General features: G+C 72.0%; 15 protein-coding genes. 8 read left to right on the top strand and 7 right to left on the bottom strand.

Translation table 11 applies throughout. From position 1 onward, the window contains the following. Positions 1-279: 279 nt before the first annotated feature. The 7 genes from gyrA to dnaA form a co-directional block, all read right to left on the bottom strand. Positions 280-2,802 carry a DNA gyrase subunit A gene (gyrA, locus tag LWC33_RS19160; RefSeq protein ID WP_233305775.1) on the bottom strand — a complete coding sequence of 841 codons (2,523 nt, stop codon included), beginning with the start codon at positions 2,800-2,802 and terminating at the stop codon, positions 280-282. A gap of 51 nt (positions 2,803-2,853) precedes the next feature. Further along, positions 2,854-4,836 carry a DNA topoisomerase (ATP-hydrolyzing) subunit B gene (gyrB, locus tag LWC33_RS19155; RefSeq protein WP_233305774.1) on the bottom strand — a complete coding sequence of 661 codons (1,983 nt, stop codon included), beginning with the start codon at positions 4,834-4,836 and terminating at the stop codon, positions 2,854-2,856. A 456-nt stretch (positions 4,837-5,292) separates the two neighbouring features. Then, positions 5,293-5,976 (bottom strand): DciA family protein, encoded by a 684-nt coding sequence (locus LWC33_RS36130; protein ID WP_308190966.1) that lies wholly within the window; start codon positions 5,974-5,976, stop codon positions 5,293-5,295. A 60-nt stretch (positions 5,977-6,036) separates the two neighbouring features. Then, the gene (gene recF, locus LWC33_RS19145) at positions 6,037-7,206 is read right to left on the bottom strand and encodes a DNA replication/repair protein RecF (protein WP_233305773.1); all 1,170 of its coding nucleotides are present in this window, start codon (positions 7,204-7,206) and stop codon (positions 6,037-6,039) included. A gap of 14 nt (positions 7,207-7,220) precedes the next feature. Then, positions 7,221-8,168, bottom strand: coding sequence for a phosphogluconate dehydrogenase (NAD(+)-dependent, decarboxylating) (gnd, locus tag LWC33_RS19140; protein ID WP_372476639.1), 948 nt, complete (start codon positions 8,166-8,168; stop codon positions 7,221-7,223). Positions 8,169-8,297: 129 nt separating this feature from the next. Beyond that, on the bottom strand, positions 8,298-9,452 hold the full coding sequence (dnaN, locus tag LWC33_RS19135) for a DNA polymerase III subunit beta (protein ID WP_233305772.1): 1,155 nt from the start codon (positions 9,450-9,452) through the stop codon (positions 8,298-8,300). Positions 9,453-10,729: 1,277 nt separating this feature from the next. Continuing rightward, complete coding sequence (gene dnaA / locus LWC33_RS19130; protein WP_372476638.1) at positions 10,730-12,388, bottom strand: chromosomal replication initiator protein DnaA; 1,659 nt, start codon at positions 12,386-12,388, stop codon at positions 10,730-10,732. 603 nt (positions 12,389-12,991) lie between these two features. Here dnaA and rpmH point away from each other — a divergent pair. From rpmH to LWC33_RS19090, 8 genes are all read left to right on the top strand, one after another. Further along, complete coding sequence (gene rpmH, locus LWC33_RS19125) at positions 12,992-13,129, top strand: 50S ribosomal protein L34 (protein WP_037042106.1); 138 nt, start codon at positions 12,992-12,994, stop codon at positions 13,127-13,129. 16 nt (positions 13,130-13,145) lie between these two features. Next, a complete protein-coding gene (rnpA, locus tag LWC33_RS19120; RefSeq protein ID WP_233305771.1) occupies positions 13,146-13,523 on the top strand; it encodes a ribonuclease P protein component in 378 nt (125 codons plus the stop codon). Continuing rightward, positions 13,520-13,852, top strand: coding sequence for a membrane protein insertion efficiency factor YidD (gene yidD, locus LWC33_RS19115; RefSeq protein ID WP_233305770.1), 333 nt, complete (start codon positions 13,520-13,522; stop codon positions 13,850-13,852). Before rnpA ends, yidD begins: the two co-directional genes overlap by 4 nt. Continuing rightward, a complete protein-coding gene (gene yidC, locus LWC33_RS19110; RefSeq protein ID WP_233305769.1) occupies positions 13,846-14,976 on the top strand; it encodes a membrane protein insertase YidC in 1,131 nt (376 codons plus the stop codon). Before yidD ends, yidC begins: the two co-directional genes overlap by 7 nt. A 136-nt stretch (positions 14,977-15,112) precedes the next feature. Further along, on the top strand, positions 15,113-15,604 hold the full coding sequence (locus tag LWC33_RS19105) for a Jag family protein (protein WP_233305768.1): 492 nt from the start codon (positions 15,113-15,115) through the stop codon (positions 15,602-15,604). 111 nt (positions 15,605-15,715) lie between these two features. After that, the gene (gene rsmG, locus LWC33_RS19100) at positions 15,716-16,378 is read left to right on the top strand and encodes a 16S rRNA (guanine(527)-N(7))-methyltransferase RsmG (protein ID WP_233305767.1); all 663 of its coding nucleotides are present in this window, start codon (positions 15,716-15,718) and stop codon (positions 16,376-16,378) included. Between the two features lie 43 nt (positions 16,379-16,421). Then, positions 16,422-17,318 carry a ParA family protein gene (locus LWC33_RS19095; RefSeq protein ID WP_233305766.1) on the top strand — a complete coding sequence of 299 codons (897 nt, stop codon included), beginning with the start codon at positions 16,422-16,424 and terminating at the stop codon, positions 17,316-17,318. Then, positions 17,319-18,302 carry a ParB/RepB/Spo0J family partition protein gene (locus LWC33_RS19090; protein ID WP_233305765.1) on the top strand — a complete coding sequence of 328 codons (984 nt, stop codon included), beginning with the start codon at positions 17,319-17,321 and terminating at the stop codon, positions 18,300-18,302. Positions 18,303-18,331: the final 29 nt, after the last annotated feature.

Here is an 18,331-nt window from a genome sequence, read left to right as displayed (position 1 = left end):
GACGTCGTCGATGACACGGGCGACACGGACCCGTTCCCCGACCCCGCCTCGGCGGCCGCGGGCGTGGTCCGGTCCTCGGCCGTGTGGGTCTCGGCCGGCGTCGCGGCGCCGTCGGCGGGCAGCTGGGGCGAGTCGGGGCTGTCCGTGGCCACGCGCCCCTCGTCCTTGGCGCCCGGCGGCGTTGCCGGCTCTTCGTTCTCGCTCACGAGGTGGAGCACTCCTCGTCGGTCGGCGTGCAGGACAACCTGCCGGTCAGCGGCGTCACCGGGTGGGCCGGCCTCAGCCGGTCACCTCGGGGGCGTCCGCATCGTCCTCCGCGTTGCGCGCGACCGCCAGCAGCGTGGCGTTCTCGCCGAGGTTCATGAGGCGGACCCCCTTCGTCTGCCGGCCGGCCTTCCGCACCTCGCGGGCCGAGGTCCGGATGACGCCGCCGGTCGACGTGATCGCGTACAGCTCGTCGTCGATCCCGACGATGAGTGCGCCGACCAGCGTGCCACGCCTGCGGTCGTACTGGAGGGTCAACACTCCCTTGCCGCCACGACCCTGGACCGGGTAGTCCTCGATCGGGGTGCGCTTCGCGTACCCGCCCGCGGTGGCGACCAGGACGAAGCGGTCGGGCTGGACGACGCCGATCGACAGCAGCCGGTCCCCGTCGTTGAAGCGCATGCCCAGCACGCCGGAGGTGGCCCGGCCCATCGGGCGCAGCACCTCGTCGCTGGCGGTGAACCGGATCGACTGGCCCTCCGCCGAGACGAGCAGCAGGTCGTCGTCCGCGGCGCAGAGCACCGCGCCGATCAGCTCGTCCTCGTCCCGCAGGTTGATGCCGATCAGGCCGCCGGAGCGGTTCGAGTCGAAGTCCTCGAGCCGGGACTTCTTGACCAGGCCGTTCCGCGTCGCGAGGACGAGGTACGGCGCGGCCTGGTAGTCCTTGATCTGCATGACCTGGGCGATGTGCTCGTCCGGCTGGAAGGCCAGCAGGTTGGCGACGTGCTGGCCGCGGGCGTTGCGGTTCGCCTCGGGCAGCTCGTAGGCCTTGAGCCGGTACACGCGGCCCTTGTTCGTGAAGAACAGCATCCAGTCGTGCGTGGAGCACACGAAGAAGTGGGCGACGATGTCGTCCTGCTTCAGCGTGGCGCCCTGCACGCCCTTGCCGCCGCGCTTCTGCGCCCGGTACAGGTCGGTCTTGGTGCGCTTCGCGTAGCCGGTCTCGGTGATCGTGACGACCACGTCCTCGACGGCGATGAGGTCCTCGTTGGTGACGTCGCCGTCGTCGGCGACGAGCCGGGTGCGCCGCTCGTCGCCGTGCTTCTCGACGATCTCGGTCAGCTCGTCCTTGACGATCTGCCGCTGCCGCTCGGGCCGGTCGAGGATGTCCTGCAGGTCGCGGATGGTCTCCTCGATCTCGGCCAGCTCGTCGATGATCTTCTGGCGCTCGAGCGCGGCCAGCCGGCGGAGCTGCATGTCGAGGATGGCCTGGGCCTGGATCTCGTCGATCTCGAGCAGCTCGATGAGGCCCTGCCGCGCGACGTCGACCGTCTCCGACGCCCGGATCAGCGCGATGACCTCGTCGAGCGCGTCGAGCGCCTTGACCAGACCACGCAGGATGTGGGCCCGCTCCTCGGCCTTGCGCAGCCGGTAGCGGGTGCGCCGGACGATGACCTCGATCTGATGCCGGATGTAGTTCCGGATGACCTGGTCCAGCCGCAGCGTGCGCGGCACCCCGTCGACGATGGCCAGCATGTTCACGCCGAAGCCGGTCTGCAGCTGGCTGTGCTTGTAGAGGTTGTTCAGCACGACCTTGGCCACGGCGTCGCGCTTGAGCGTGAACACGATCCGCATGCCGACGCGGTCCGAGGACTCGTCGTTGATCTCGGAGATCCCGGTCATCTTGCCGTCGCGGATCATGCTCGCGATGGACTCGACGAGGTTGTCCGGGTTGACCTGGTACGGCAGCTCCGTGACGACGAGGATGGTCCGCCCCTTGGCGTCCTCCTCCACCTCGACGACCGAGCGCATCCGCACCGAGCCGCGGCCGGTGCGGTAGGCCGACTCGATGCCGTCCCGCCCGACGATGAGGCCGGCGGTCGGGAAGTCCGGGCCCTTGATGCGCTCCATGAGCGCGTCGAGGAGCTCCTCGTCCGAGGCCTCGTGGTGGTCCAGCGCCCAGATGACGCCCTCGCCGACCTCGCGCAGGTTGTGCGGTGGGATGTTGGTGGCCATCCCGACGGCGATGCCGACCGAACCGTTGATCAGCAGGTTGGGCACCCGCGACGGCAGGACGACGGGCTCCTGCGTCTTCCCGTCGTAGTTGTCGAGGAAGTCGACGGTGTCTTCCTCGATGTCCTGGAGCATCGCCATGGCGAGCGGGGTGAGCCGGCACTCCGTGTACCGCATGGCGGCGGCGGGGTCGTTGCCCCGGGAGCCGAAGTTGCCCTGCCCGTCGATCAGCGGGTAGCGCATGGACCACGGCTGGGCGAGCCGGACGAGCGCGTCGTAGATCGCCGAGTCGCCGTGCGGGTGGTAGTTACCCATCACCTCGCCGACGACGCGGGCGCACTTGACGTAGGAGCGTTCCGGCCGGAAGCCGTTCTCCCCCATCGAGTACAGGACGCGCCGGTGCACCGGCTTGAGGCCGTCCTCGACGAGCGGCAGCGCGCGCCCGACGATGACGCTCATCGCGTAGTCGATGTAGGAGCGCTGCATCTCCTGCTGGATGTCGACCGGTTCGATCCGGTCGCCACCGCCCGCGCCGCCCTCGGCGGGCCCGGTGGGTGGGAGCGTGGGGTCCAGGGTGTCGGTCATCGTCCTTCTCTCACGTGCGTCGTGTACGGACGTCCAGAACAAACGTGTGATCTAGACGTCCAGGAAGCGCACGTCCTTCGCGTTGCGGGTGATGAAGGAGCGCCGGGACTCCACGTCCTCGCCCATCAGGACGGAGAACAGCTCGTCGGCCGTGGCGGCGTCGTCGAGCGTGACGCGCGAGAGCATGCGGTGGGCCGGGTCCATCGTCGTCTCCCACAGCTCCTTGGCGTTCATCTCGCCGAGGCCCTTGTAGCGCTGCACGCCCTCGTCCTTGGGCAGCTTCTTGCCCGCCTCGCGGCCGGCCGCGATCAGCCCGTCGCGCTCCGCGTCGGAGTAGGCGAACTCGGGCTCGGCCCCGCGGCCACCCCACTTGATCTTGTAGAGCGGGGGGTTCGCGAGGAACACGTGGCCGGCCTCGACGAGCGGCCGCATGAACCGGAACAGCAGCGTGAGCAGCAGCGTGCGGATGTGCTGGCCGTCGACGTCCGCGTCGGCCATCAGCACGATCTTGTGGTAGCGCAGCTTCGCGAGGTCGAACTCCTCGTGGATGCCGGTGCCCAGCGCCGTGATGATGGACTGGACCTCGGTGTTCTTGAGGACGCGGTCGATCCGGGCCTTCTCGACGTTGATGATCTTGCCTCGGATCGGCAGGATCGCCTGGTACATCGAGTCGCGGCCGGACTTGGCCGAGCCGCCCGCCGAGTCTCCCTCCACGATGTAGACCTCGGACTTGGTCGGGTCCGTGGAGCGGCAGTCCGCCAGCTTGCCCGGCAGCCCGCCGATGTCGCCCGCGCTCTTGCGCCGGACCAGCTCGCGCGCCCGACGGGCGGCCAGCCGCGCCTGCGCCGACGAGACGGCCTTGTTGACGATGATCTTGGCCTCGGCCGGGTTGCGCTCGAACCAGTCCGTCAGCCACTCGTTGCTGATCTTCTGGACGAACGACTTGACCTCGGTGTTGCCGAGCTTCGTCTTGGTCTGGCCCTCGAACTGCGGCTCGGCGACCTTCACCGAGACGATCGCGGCCAGGCCCTCGCGGATGTCGTCCCCGGACAGCGCCGGGTCCTTCTCCTTGAGCAGCTTCTTGTCGCGCGCGTAGCGGTTGACCGTGGTGGTCAGCGCCGAGCGGAAGCCCTCCTCGTGGGTGCCGCCCTCGTGCGTATTGATCGTGTTCGCGAAGGTGTAGACGGACTCGGAGTAGCCCGAGTTCCACTGCATCGCGACCTCGACCTGGTGCCCCGGGCCCTCGCCGGTGTACCCGATGACCTTGCGGTGGATCGGGTCCTTGCTCCGGTTGAGGTGGGCGACGAAGTCCTCGAGCCCGCCCGGGTAGTGGAAGGTCTGCTCCTTGACCTTGGCCACGAAGCCCTCGGCGTCGGGCTCCTCGGCGCCGTCCTCCCCGTCGCCGTTGCGCTCGTCGCGCAGGACGATGGTCAGCCCCTTGTTGAGGAACGCCATCTCCTGCAGCCGGCGCTGGATGGTCTCGAGGTTGTAGGTCGTGGTCTCGAAGATCGTCGGGTCGGCCCAGAAGGTGATCGACGTGCCCGTGCGCCTGGTGGCCTCGCCCTTGTGCAGGACGCCGGGCACGGAGTGGTCGTAGCGCTGGGTCCAGACGTGGCCGTCGACGTTGATCTCGACGTCCAGCCGGCTCGACAGCGCGTTCACGACGGAGACGCCGACGCCGTGCAGGCCGCCGGACACCGCGTAGGACTTCCCGTCGAACTTGCCGCCCGCGTGCAGCACGGTGAGCACGACCTCGACGGCCGGCTTCTTCTCCACCGGGTGCATGTCGACCGGGATGCCGCGGCCGTCGTCCACGACGCGGACGCCGCCGTCGGCGGTCAGGGTCACCTCGACGCGCGTCGCGTACCCGGCCATCGCCTCGTCGACCGCGTTGTCCACGACCTCCCAGATGAGGTGGTGCAGACCGCGCTCGCCGGTGGAGCCGATGTACATGCCGGGGCGTTTGCGGACGGCCTCCAGGCCCTCGAGGACCGTGATCGACGACGCGCTGTAGCCGCTCTTCTTCTCCGCCACGGGCTGTTGGTCTCCTCGCCACGAGAGCCGGCCCGGGGACACGCGGGACGCGCGCCGGTACCGGCGAGGACCGGGCGGGGTACGGGGGGCCCGCTCGGCACTACTGATGATTCTACCGGTCCGGGCCGACAGGAATGCGGCTAGGACACGTCCAGGATCGTCACAGCGGCACGATCGTGAGCCGAATCGGGTCCGGACCGCGGAAACGGGGGTCGGACGGCCCTCCCGCGGCGTCATGTGGCGCTGAGCGGGCCCCTGGCGGACGCGAACGGTCGCACCCCGCCCGTCACCGCCGGGACGTCCGCACGGCACCTCGTCTCCATCCTGGCGAACCGGTGCGGCGTTCGCGCAGGCCGCGACGGTGCGCCGGGACGGTTCAACCGTAGGGGTGCCGACAGTCGGGGGTTCCGCCCCCGACGCCCGGACGGCCGTCCAGGTCCGACAGCCCCGGCGGTGTCAGCCGTACGTGTCCCGGGGGCCCCGGCCGCGGACGTGGCGAGGCCCGTGTCGCCAGCTCGGCCCGCTCGGGCCGACGACGCGGATCCGGCGCACGACGTCCGGCCCCACCGCCCCGGCGAGCCGCTGCAGCAACTGACGCTGCAGCGTGCGCAGCTGCGTGGCCCAGGCGGTCGACTCGGCCTGGAGGGTCAGTTCGCCGTCCCGCAGCGAGACGGGCGTGCAGTGGTCGGCGATGTCCGGCCCGACGAGCGTGGGCCAGCGCCCCAGCACCGTCGCGTCGGTCAGCCGCGAGGACCAGCCACGGTCCATCGCCACCCGCGACACCACCCGGCCGAACGGCTGCGGGTCCCGGTTGTCCGGCCCCGGCCCCGACCAGCGCCGGCGGCGTCCGCGGCCGTAGCCCTTCGGGCGCGCGCCGCGCTGCTCCGCCTGCCGCTCCTTCCGCTTCTGGGCGTTGGCCTCCCGGGCGGCGGCGAGCGCGTCGCGGGCGAGGTCGGCCCCGCGCCGCCCACCGTCGCCGACCGGTTCCTCTCCGTCACGACGAGCGGTACGAGCGGTCTCGTCCCCAGGGGTGTGGACAGGGTTGTGGGCTACCGGCGTGATCGACGGTCGATCGGCCGCGGCGGGCGGTGTGTTGTGACTGGAGTCACGAGAGGAGCGGGAGTTATCCACAGTATCCACAACCTTGTCCCCAGGAGCGCCCGTCCAGGGGACGCTCGACGCCTTCCGTTCCGTCGCACGTCAGGTGGTGTTCGGTGATCGTGTGTCCGGTTCGACCCGGACCGCCGATCCACCGCCCACCGCATAGCGTGTCCCCAGCAGCTCCGGTGGAACGTCCTCCTCGACCGCCGCGGTGACGACGACCTGTTCCGCTTCTGCGGCGACCGCGGACAACGCACGCCGCCGCTGCGCGTCCAGCTCGGCGAACACGTCGTCGAGGATGAGGACGGGCTCGACGTCGTCGGCCTTGAGCAGGCGGTAGGAGGCGAGCCGCAGCGCGAGCGCGATCGCCCAGGACTCGCCGTGGCTCGCGTAGCCCTTGGCCGGGCCCTCGCCGAGGTTGAGCAGCAGGTCGTCGCGGTGCGGGCCGACCAGGCACACCCCGCGCTCGATCTCCTGCCGGCGGACCCGGGCGAGCTCGTCGAGCAGGAGCGCCTCGAGCTCTGCGGAGGCGGAGCCTGCGGAGCCGACCGTCGATGCCGCGGTCCCCGGCAACTCGCCCGGGATCGAGCACCGGTAGACCAGCGTCAACGGGTCCGACGACGGCGCCACCTCGGCGAACGCCTTCTCGGCGTGCGGTGCGATGCCCTCGACCAGGTCGAGCCGGCCGGCGAGCAGCGCCGCGCCGTGCCGGGCCAGGTGACCGTCCCAGACCTCGAGGGTGGAGAGGTCGGCCTGGCGGTTCCGCGCGGTCTTGAGCAGCGCGGACCGCTGCCGCAGCACCCGCTCGTAGTCGCTGCGCACGCCCGCGTAGCGCGGGAAGCGGGCCACGAGCAGTTCGTCGAGGAACCGCCGGCGCTCCCCCGGGTCGCCGCGGACCAGGGCGAGGTCCTCCGGCGCGAACAGGACGCTGCGCAGGATGCCGAGGATCTCGCGCGGGCGGGCCACCGGCGCGCGGTTGACCCGCGCCCGGTTGGCCTTGCCCGCGGTGATCTCCAGCTCGACGTTCAGCTCGCGGCCCTGGTGCACGACCTGGCCGCGGACGATCGCGCGCTGGGCGCCGCGACGGATCAGCGGCGCGTCCGTGGCGACCCGGTGCGAGCCGAGCGTGGCCAGGTACCCGATCGCCTCGACGAGGTTGGTCTTGCCGACGCCGTTCGACCCGACCAGGACCGTGACGCCCGGTTCCAGGAGGAGCTCCGCGCGTTCCCAGGAGCGGAAGTCCTCGACGGCGAGCCGACGGAGATGCACCTCGTAGGTCTACCTCAACCGTGGGTGGAGCCGGTGCCCGAGCTGGGGCCGGCGACGTCGCCGGGCGCGCCGGCCGGGCCGGCGGCCTTCTTCACCGCGTGCCCGCCGAACTGGTTGCGCAGCGCCGCGACCGCCTTCATCGCAGGCGACTCGTCCTGGCGGGAGGCGAAGCGTGCGAACAGCGCCGCGGAGATCACCGGCAGCGGCACGGCGTGCTGGATGGCCTCCTCGATCGTCCACCGGCCCTCACCGGAGTCGTCGACGTAGCCCTCGAGCCCCGCCAGGTGCGGGTCCTCGCGCAGCGCGTTGACCAGCAGGTCCAGCAGCCAGGAGCGCACGACGGTGCCGCGCGACCACGCCTGGATCACCCCGGGCACGTCCTCGACCAGCGGCGAGGCCTCCATCAGCTCGAAGCCCTCGGCGTAGGCCTGCATCAGGCCGTACTCGATGCCGTTGTGCACCATCTTCGCGAAGTGCCCGGCACCGACCGGGCCCGCGTGCGCGAAGCCCTCCTCGCGCGGGCCCTCCGGGCGCAGCGCGTCGAAGATCGGCAGGGCGAGCTCGATGTGCTCCTTCGCGCCGCCCGCCATCAGGCCGTAGCCGTTGTCCTTGCCCCAGATGCCGCCGGACACGCCGCAGTCGACGTAGCCGATCCCCTTGGCGTGCAACAGCTCTGCGTTCGGGGCGTCGTCGGTGTAGCGGGAGTTGCCGCCGTCGATCACCAGGTCGCCGGGCTCGAGGATGTCGGCCAGCGCGCGGACCGTGGAGCGGGTCGGCTCGCCGGAGGGCACCATCACCCAGACGACGCGCGGCGCGGCCAGCGCCTTCGCGAGGTCCTCGAGCGTGGGCACGTCGGTCACCTCGGGCCGCGGGTCGTACCCGACGACCTCGTGGCCCGCCGCGCGCACCCGGTCCCGCATGTTCCCGCCCATGCGGCCCAGGCCGATCAGTCCGAGTTGCACGTCCCGCTCCCTACAGCTCGCTCGTGGGTCCTCGCGCCGGCCGGCGCCGGCCCCATCGTGCCGCATCCGGCGGCGTGACGATCAGTCGGAGCGCAGTGATCGGCGCTGAACTCGACCCGCGAGCTCCGCTCAGCCGGGCAGCCGGACCGGCATCAGCAGGTGGAGGTACCCGGGGTCGGCGGGCGCATCCCCCGCGTCCTCACCGTCGGCCGGCGGGACGACGGGACGCACCAGGGCGGGCCGGTTCGGCGTGGTGAACGTGAGCTGCGCCTTCTCCGTGTGCAGCGCACCCAGCGCGTCGAGCAGGTAGCCGGGGTTGAACGCGATGGTCAGCGCGGAGCCGTCGAGCGCGCAGGGCAGCTCCTCCTCGGCGCTCCCGACGTCCTCGCCGCCCGCCGCGAGCCGCAGCCCCTCCTCGCCGAACTCCAGCCGGATCTGCGCGACGCGGTCCGCGACCAGGGAGACGCGCTTGATCGCCTCGACCAGCGCGGCGACGCCGAGCTCGGCCGCCGTGGTGTGCTCGGCCGGGATGAGCTGGCGGAACCGCGGGAACTCGGCGTCGAGCAGGCGGGTGGTGGCGCGGCGGCCGCCCCCGGTCATGCCGAGCATGCCGTCGCCCGCGGAGAGCGCGATCTCGACGGTGCCGGCGCCGGCCAGCGTCTTCGCCACGTCCGAGAGGGTCTTCGCCGGGATCAGCACGGCGGTGGACACGCCGGCGTCCTCGGGCTGCCAGTCGAGCTCGCGGACCGCGAGGCGGAACCGGTCCGTCGCGGCGAGGGTCAGCCGCGAGCCCTCGATCTCCAGCCGGACGCCGGTGAGCATCGGCAGCGTGTCGTCCCGGCCCGCCGCCACGGCGACCTGGGCGACCGCACCGGCCAGCTCCGCGGCGTCGACCGTGCCGGCACGCTGCGGCATCGCCGGCAGCTGCGGGTAGTCCTCGACCGGCATGATCGGCAGCGAGAACCGGCTGTTCCCGCAGTTGATCGTGGCGCGGGCGCCGTCGACCACGAGGTCGACCGGCTTGTTGGGCAGCGCGCGGGTGATGTCCGCGAGCAGCCGGCCGGAGACGAGCACCTGGCCCGGGTCGCCGATCGTCGCGTCGAGCTCCACGCGGGCCGAGGTCTCGTAGTCGAACCCGGAGACCGTCAGCCGGTCGCCGCCCTCCCCCGAGACGGCGTCGATCAGGACACCGCCCAGGACCGGAACCGGCGGCCGCGCGGGCAGGCTACGTGCCACCCAGGCGGCAGCGTCGGCGAGGACGTCGCGTTCGACCCGGAACTTCATGGCGAGGGAGACCTTTCACCTGTGGTCACTGGGTGTGACCGGGAGGCGGGCACACGGGACGGGCTGTGGGGAGCCCGGACGAAGAGGGTCCCCGACGGGTCCCGTCGGTTCTGCCGCGGACGGCTCCCCCGGGGATCCCGCCGACGGCCCGGCGGTCCGGGATCGGCCGACCCACCGTAGAGCCTCCCGCGTCCGGGTGTCACGTCGCCCGGTCGCCGTCCGGCGAGCGGTGAGCGGGGACCGCGGTGTGCCCCGTCCGTGTGCGCCATCCACCCCCTTCTTTCTCTTGTAGTTCGTCGAACAGAGAACTCCAGAAGCAGAGACAGGTGCTGTGCACAGTGTGGATAGACGCCGTCGCCGCAGGTCACTCGGTGCGGCGTCCTGGGGACCGAGCCTCGGGACCGAGTCGGGACGGATCCGGCGGGCCGTGGATGGCCGGCGTTCTCGCGGGGTTGTCCGACGCCCATCCCCGTCCCGGTGCGGAGTTGTCCACTGTTCTCGGGCCGTCCGTCCACGGGCTCCGGCACGACAATCCACAGAGTTGTCCCCAGATGTGGGTGAAGCGTGGCCGTGCGTCCACGCTGTGCGACCGGTCGGCGTCGTCGCGGCAACCCGGTGGCGACGGGCGGCACCCTCGGAAATCCCGCCCTGCACACGCTCCGCAACGGACCGTGACCGTTTCCGTGACGATGTGAAGCCGGCTGTGGGCCGACTGTGCGCTGAACGCCCACTAGCGGACGACGAGCGGTGAAGCCGGCAGCGACACGCGGGCGATTCCGATCTCTACCGGATGGAGATCGCATTCGGGACGCGGATCCGTCCGCGGACCTCAAGTGGATCTCCGTCGTGGTCACTGCGCGTGCTGCGGAGAGGCGCTGAGGCGGCCGCTGAGGGCCGTGCGCGATGAGCCGTGTGGGTGCAGGTGGTCCGGTGCCGGCGGTGACGGTACGAGACCGCGCGTCCCGGCCCGTCGACCGGTCTTCCGGGCTGTGGAGCCTGGGGATGGCTGGGGACAACTCGCGATCTTCGCTGCTCCGGGCCCTCCGGAAGCCGAGATCTCCGACGCCGCGAGTCGGGAGTTCCGGCGCCGCGAGTCGGGAGATGTGGCGGCGTGATGGCCGTGATCGTCGGCTGGGACGGAGATCGGCCGGCCGTGGCGTCGAGCGGTCCCGGACGGCGATCACCGCCGCCGGCACCGTCCCAGCGGGTGCCCCGGAGCCGCGCCGGCGAGCCTCGGACCGTCCGAGACGGCGCTCCCGACGGCGAGGCGGGCGCCCTCAGTGCCGGGCGCGCTGCTTGATGCGGGCGGTGAGCTCCTGCACCTGCTCGAAGGTCTTACGACGCAGCGAGATCTCGTTGCGGATCTTCTTGTCCGCGTGCATGACCGTGGTGTGGTCGCGGCCGCCGAAGGTCTGCCCGATGCGCGGCAGCGAGAGGTCGGTGAGCTCGCGGCACAGATACATGGAGATCTGGCGGGCCTGGGCGAGCGCCTTCGTCTTCCCCGGCCCGCAGAGCTCCTCCATCGTCACGTCGAAGAACTCGGCGGTGACCGCCATGATCGTCGGCGCGGTGATCTCGGAGGCGGCCGAGTCGGGAATGAGGTCGCGCAGCACGATCTCGGCGAGCTGCGTGTCCACCGGCTGCCGGTTGAGCGACGCGAACGCCGTCACGCGGATCAGCGCGCCCTCGAGCTCGCGGATGTTGCGCTCGATGCGCTCGGCGATGAACTCCAGGACGTCGCCGGGCACGGCGAGCCGGTCCTGCGCGGCCTTCTTCCGGAGGATCGCGATCCGCGTCTCCAGCTCGGGCGGCTGGATGTCCGTGATCAGGCCCCATTCGAACCGCGTGCGCATGCGGTCCTCGAGGGTCTCGAGGCGCTTCGGCGGGCGGTCCGAGGAGACGACGATCTGCTTGTTCGCGTTGTGGAGGGTGTTGAAGGTGTGGAAGAACTCCTCCTGGGTCCCTTCCTTCCCCTCCAGGAACTGGATGTCGTCGACCAGCAGCACGTCGACGTCCCGGTAGCGACGCTGGAAGGCGACCTTGCGGTCGTCGCGCAGCGAGTTGATGAAGTCGTTCGTGAACTCCTCGGTGCTCACGTACCGCACCCGCATCCCGGGGAAGAGCCGCTGGGCGTAGTGCCCCACCGCGTGCAGCAGGTGGGTCTTGCCCAGCCCGGACTCGCCCCAGATGAAGAGCGGGTTGTACGCGCGCGCCGGCGCCTCGGCCACCGCGACGGCCGCCGCGTGCGAGAAGCGGTTCGACGCCCCGATGACGAAGGTGTCGAAGGTGTACTTCTCGTTCAGCCGCGTCTGCGAGCGCGGCGCCACCGGGTCGCCCGCCTGCGGGGCCGAGTAGGTCGGCCACACCTCGGGGCGGCCGGTGAGCGGCCCGGCCTCGCCGGGGGCCGGCGGACCGGCACCGTCGACGCCGGCGGGCTCGGGCAGGGCCGCGGCCGCGGTGGGGTCCACCGGGATGCCCGACGGCGGGGTGGGCGCGTCGTGCACGACGTCCTCGGACCCGTTCGGCGGCGGAGGCACGAGGCCGGGCAGGGGCGCCGGGGCGACCGGGCCGCGGCCGTCGGCGATCTCACCGAGGGACGGGGCACCGGGCCGCACGCGCGAAGGCGGGTCCGGGACGTCCGTCCCGCCGGACGCGGCGTTGGCGTCGACCACCACCGCCAGGTTCACCTGCACGCCCATGTGGCGGCCGATGGCATCGCTGATCGGCCGCCGGAGGATGCGCTCGATCGCGTCCTTCGCGAACTCGCTCGGCGCGGCGAGCAGCGCCGTGCCGTCGAGGAGCCCGAGCGGACGGGTCAGCCGCAGGAAGGCGCGCTGCTGCGCGGACAGCCCGGGCGAACCCGGATCCGTCGCGGGTCCGGCGAGGTCGGCGATGACCAGGCTCCATACCTGGGCGAGGTCACCGGGTTCGGCCACCGCTCGGCCCCTCTCCGCGTGCCGACCTGCTGGGGAGCGGTGGGCACGACCTCGTTCGTCGTCTCGTCGGCGTGGGCCGGGCATCCCCAGACTTATCCACACATGTGCGTAGACCGTACGCAGCGGAGCACGGCGGGCCGCGACCACCCTCCCGTCGGGCGCGCGCCCGCAGCGTCCGTCGTGGTGACAGTCGGAGAAGCCCCGATCCCCCCGGATGGAACTGCGAAGCCCGCACGCTAACAACGACCGGCCCGAGGTCACAAGACGCGCAGGTCGCGAGCCTGTACGGGCTCGTCCGAGGGCACGGGTGTGGCCTGCGAGGATGACGCTGCGCACACTCGTCGTCACTGCGTGGCCACTCGGCCGGCACCGGGCCGTCACCGCGCAGCGGCGGGTCGACACGGTGCGGCGACGCCGCCCGGTGCGTCGCGGGGGTGGTTTGCACCGCTCGGAAGCGGCTGCGTACCCTGGTCTGCAGGCGCGGTCCCGTCGCCGGCACGTCCGCGTGCCCCGACACAGCAGATGCTGCCGCCGCGCACGACCGAGATCAGAAGCTACCGACGGCCCGGCACCCCGCGGCGCCGTCGACCGGGAGAGTCGACCGTGAGCAAGCGCACCTTTCAGCCGAACAACCGCCGCCGGGCCAAGACGCACGGTTTCCGGCTTCGGATGCGCACGCGCGCCGGGCGCGCGATCATCTCTGCGCGCCGCCGCAAGGGCCGCTCGCAGCTCTCGGCCTGACCGCCGCGCCGTCGGAGTGCTGCCCGCCGGCGCCCGGCTGACCCGTCGGGACGATTTCGCCTCGACGATCCGCCACGGTCGCCGTGCGGGCCGCTCCCGGCTCGTCGTGCACCTGGACATGGCGTCCACCACCGACCCGGCCTCGCAGGCTTCGCCGCGGGCCGGGTTCGTCGTGAGCAAGGCCGTCGGGAACGCGGTGGTCCGCCACCGGGTCGCCCGGCGGCTGCGTCATCTCGTCGCGGCCCGGATCGGCACCCTGCCGACCGGGTCGTTCCTCGTCGTGCGGGCGCTCCCACCGGCAGCCGCGGCGACCTCCGCCGAGCTCGGCGCGGACCTGGACTCCGCGCTGCGCTCCGCGTCGAGGAAACTGCGCGGGCGGGAGCCCGCCCGGTGAGCCCCTCCCCCGTCGCCCGCGTGCTGATCGGCGCGGTGCGCGTCTACCAGCGCTGGATCTCCCCCGCGCTGCCCCCGACCTGCCGCTTCTACCCGAGCTGCAGTGCCTACGCGCTCGAGGCCGTGCAGGTGCACGGCGCGGCGCGCGGCACGTGGCTGGCCGTGCGACGGCTGCTGCGCTGCCACCCGTGGCACCCTGGCGGGGTGGATCCGGTCCCACCCCGGGACCCGGAGCCCGCGGGAACTCCGGAACCCGATCGCCCCGCCCGCCCCGACGACCGTCGAGCCGCCGACTGCACTGAGAAGTGCGAGGAGCAAGCGCCGTGCTGAACTTCATCTACTACCCCGTGTCGTTCATCATGTGGGTCTGGCACCAGGCGTTCGGCTTCGTGTTCGGCGCGAACTCGGGCATCTCCTGGGTCCTCGCGGTGATCTTCCTGGTCTTCACCCTGCGCGCCATCCTGTACAAGCCCTTCGTCGGGCAGGTCCGCTCCATGCGGAAGATGCAGGAGATGGCGCCGGAGATGCAGAAGCTCCGGAAGAAGTACGCCAACGACAAGCAGAAGCTCTCGCAGGAGATGCAGAAGCTCCAGTCGGAGAACGGGGCCAACCCGCTCGGCGGCTGTCTCCCCGTGCTGGTGCAGGTCCCGGTCTTCATCGGCCTGTTCCACGTCCTGCGCGAGTTCAAGCCGGGCCAGACCGAGAACTACTTCTTCGGCGCGGACGAGGTCCGCTCGTTCGTCGACTCCGACTTCTTCGGCGCCAAGCTCGGCGCCTCGGTGGTCAACACCCAGTACTCCACGACGAGCCTCGCGGACCTGGGCGGCAACCTCACCAGCCAGCTGATCGTGATGATCCCGCTGATGATCCTCGCGGGCATCTTCACGCACATCACCGCGCGGCACTCGGTCGCCCGGCAGGCCGCGAACCCGGCCACGATGGCGAACTCGCAGACCGCGATCATGCAGAAGCTGATGCTCTACGTGTTCCCGATCGGCGTCGTCGTCGGTGGCCCGTTCCTGCCGCTGGCGATCCTCTTCTACTGGGTGTCGAACAACCTGTGGACGCTGGGCCAGCAGTACATCGTCTACAAGAAGATCGACGCCGAGGAGGCCGAGAAGAAGGAGCAGGCGACCGCGCAGCGCAACTCGCTGGCCCCGAAGCCGGGCCAGAAGCCGCAGCGCGACGTCCGCGGCTCCACGAACGGCCTCACCGACGGGACCACCAACGGCTCCGCGCCGGCCGACGAGGTCGACGCCGACTCCAACGGCAGCGTCGACGGGGAGAGCCCGTCCGCGCCCGCGAAGAAGCCGGGGGCGAAGCCCGTCAACAAGCCGAAGCCGGGAGCGAAGCCCGTGGGCGGCAAGCCGGCGAACCGGCCGGCCGGCCAGGGCGGGCGCCCCGGTGGCGGCGGCAACCGCACGCAGGCCCGGAAGGGCAAGAAGCGGCGGTGACACCAGGTCGGTGGGCGCTGCGACGCGCCACCGACCTCGATGGACCTTCGAGCGGGCGGCCGGGCGACGCCGCCCGCTCACCTCGTCCGACCCGCCCCGGCGGACCGGACGAGCGCAACGTGGAGAGGAGACACACGTGCCGAAGACCGCGGAGAGCGGGTCCGAGGACCAGCTGATCAAAGAGGGCGACATCGCGGGCGACTACCTCGAGCGCCTGCTCGACATCCTCGACTACGACGGCGACATCGACCTCGACGTCGAGGCCGGCCGCGCGATCGTCAGCATCGACGGCGGTGAGGACCTCGAGAAGCTCGTCGGCGACCGGGGCCAGGCGCTGGAGTCGCTGCAGGAGCTGACCCGGCTCGCCGTGCAGCAGGCGTCGGGCAACCGCAGCCGGCTGATGCTCGACATCGCCGGGTGGCGGCAGAGCCGTCGGGACGAGCTGACCGAGCTCGGCACCCGCACCGCGAAGGAGGTCAAGGAGTCGGGCCAGTCGGTGCGGCTGCGTCCGATGACCCCCTTCGAGCGCAAGGTCGTGCACGACGCCGTCGCCGCGGTGAAGGGCGTCTCCAGCGAGAGCGAGGGCGAGGAGCCGCGCCGGCAGGTCGTCGTCTTCCGCGACAAGTGAGGCCGGGTCCCCCGGGACCCCCACCCCAGCACCCGCCCGCGCCCTCCGTGTCCGCATCGGACCGGAGGGCGCGGCCGTGTCCGGCCCCCTGGAAGATCTGGACGGTTTCACGTGGAACATCCCCCCGCCGTGGCGGAGAAGGTCTTCGGCGACCGCCTCGACCGCGCCGCCCGGTACGTCGACCACCTCGCGACGTCCGGTGTCGACCGTGGCCTCATCGGCCCGCGCGAGACCGATCGCCTCTGGGATCGGCACGTCCTGAACTGTGCCGTCGTCGCGGAACTCGTGCCGGACGGCGCGAAGGTCGTGGACGTGGGTTCGGGAGCGGGCCTTCCCGGGATACCGTTGGCGTTGGCTCGCCCGGATCTTCGGATCGTGCTCGTGGAGCCGCTCGCCCGGCGGGTGGAGTGGCTCGGCGAGATCATCGACGATCTGGGCCTGTCGCTCACCGTGGAGCGCGGGCGGGCCGAGGAGAATGCGATCCGGCGTCGATGGGAGGGGGCGGACGTGGTGACCGCTCGCGCCGTCGCGCCGCTCGCCCGGCTCGCCGGCTGGTCACTCCCCCTGCTGCGGATCGGCGGCAGGTTGCTCGCCGTCAAGGGCGCGTCGGCGCCGGACGAGATCAGCCGGGACGTCGCGGAGGTCCGCAGGCTCGGCGGTGGTCCGCCGACGATCGAGCGGTGCGGCGTCGGCGTCGTCGATCCGCCGAGCACCGTCGTCTCGGTGGAACGGGAGAGCCGGCCCACCGGCAGGCCACGGAGGAGGCGCTCGTGATCCCGCCGTCGCACGTGACACGTCGTCAGGAAGGCCCCGCACGATGAGCATCGGCTGGACCCCCATCGCCGAGGAGGCGGAACGTGCCGCCCGCCTGCGGCATCCCGACCGGCACTCGATGCCGAAGCCGGCGCACCGGCGGATCCTCACCGTCGCCAACCAGAAGGGCGGCGTCGGGAAGACCACGAGCACCGTCAACATCGCGGCCGCGCTGGCGATGCACGGCTTGCGGGTGCTCGTCGTGGACCTCGACCCGCAGGGCAACGCGAGCACGGCGCTCGGCGTCGAGCACCGAGCCGGCACGCCGTCGATCTACGAGGCCCTGCTGGGCGAGATCGGGATCGTCGAGGCCGCGGCGGTGAGCACGGCGTCGGACAACCTGCTGTGCGTGCCGGCCACGATCGACCTGGCGGGTGCCGAGATCGAGCTGGTCAGCATGGTGGCCCGCGAGTCCCGGCTGCGGCAGGCGCTGTCCGACGAGGTGCTCGAGGAACTCGCCGTCGACTACGTGCTGATCGACTGCCCGCCCTCGCTGGGCCTCCTCACGGTCAACGCACTCGTCGCGGCCGCCGAGGTGCTGATCCCGATCCAGTGCGAGTACTACGCGCTGGAGGGGCTCGGCCAGCTGCTGAGCAACATCGACCTCGTGCGGTCGCACCTCAACACCGCGCTGCACGTCTCGACGATCCTGCTGACCATGTACGACGGCCGCACCAAGCTCGCCGACCAGGTCACCTCGGAGGTACGCCAGCACTTCGGCGGCACCGTGCTGCGGACGGTCATCCCGCGGAGCGTGAAGGTCTCCGAGGCCCCGGGCTACAGCCAGACGGTGCTCGCCTACGACCCCGGTTCGCGCGGCGCGATGAGCTACGTCGACGCGGCCCGGGAGATCGCGCTGTACGGCTCGCGAATGGGCGGGCCGGAGACGAACGGGGCGTAGATGGCCGAGCGCAAGGGCGGGCTGGGCCGCGGCCTGGCCGCGCTGATCCCCACGGCGCCTCCGGGCGAGCAGCCGACCCGCCCCTCTCCCCCGACGCCGTCGTCGCGGGTGCCGGAGGCGTGGGAGCGTGGCGACCCGACGGACGCGGTCGCACAGCACGGCTCGGCCGTCGGGTCGGTCGCCGAGGCCGGCGCGGTCTACCGCGAGGTCCCGGTCGCCGCGATCCGGCCCAACCCGAAGCAGCCGCGCAGCCAGTTCGACGAGGAGCACCTCGCCGAGCTGGCCCACTCGATCCGCGAGTTCGGGCTCCTGCAGCCCATCGTGGTGCGCGAGACGGGCCCGGGTGTCTACGAGCTCGTCATGGGCGAGCGGCGCTGGCGGGCGTCGCAGCAGGCCGGCCTCGAGGTGCTGCCGGCGATCGTGCGCCGGACCGGCAACGACGAGATGCTGCGCGACGCGCTGCTGGAGAACATCCACCGCGTCCAGCTGAACCCGCTCGAGGAGGCGGCCGCGTACGAGCAGCTGCTCGCGGAGTTCGGCGTGACCCAGACGGAGCTGGCGGACCGCATCGGCCGCAGCCGCCCCGTCGTCACCAACATGATCCGGCTGCTGCGCCTCCCTGTGGCCGTGCAGCGCCGGGTCGCGGCCGGTGTGCTGTCCGCGGGGCACGCCCGGGCACTCCTCGGGCTCGACGATGCCGAGGCCCAGGAGGAGCTCGCCGCGCGCATCGTCGCCGAGGGCTTGTCGGTGCGCGCGACCGAGGAGGCGGTCGTGCTCGCGCGCAACGAGAAGCCGGGCAAGCAGCGCCAGGCGCGCTCCCGCCCCACCCCGACGCCGGGCATGAGCGAGCTGGCCACCCGCCTCTCCGACCGCTTCGACACCACGGTCAAGGTGGAGATGGGCGCCCGGAAGGGCAGGCTCGTCGTGGAGTTCGGGTCGGCGGAGGACCTGGAGCGGATCGCCGGGCTGATCGAGCGCAGCTGAGGGGTTTCACGTGGAGCGCGCTCCACGGC

It is taken from the genome of Pseudonocardia terrae, assembly GCF_021343995.1.
In the GTDB taxonomy this organism is placed as follows: Bacteria; Actinomycetota; Actinomycetes; order Mycobacteriales; family Pseudonocardiaceae; genus Pseudonocardia; species Pseudonocardia terrae.
The sequence above is the reverse complement of the archived record's forward strand: the minus strand, read 5'-3'. Positions and strand labels throughout refer to the sequence as shown.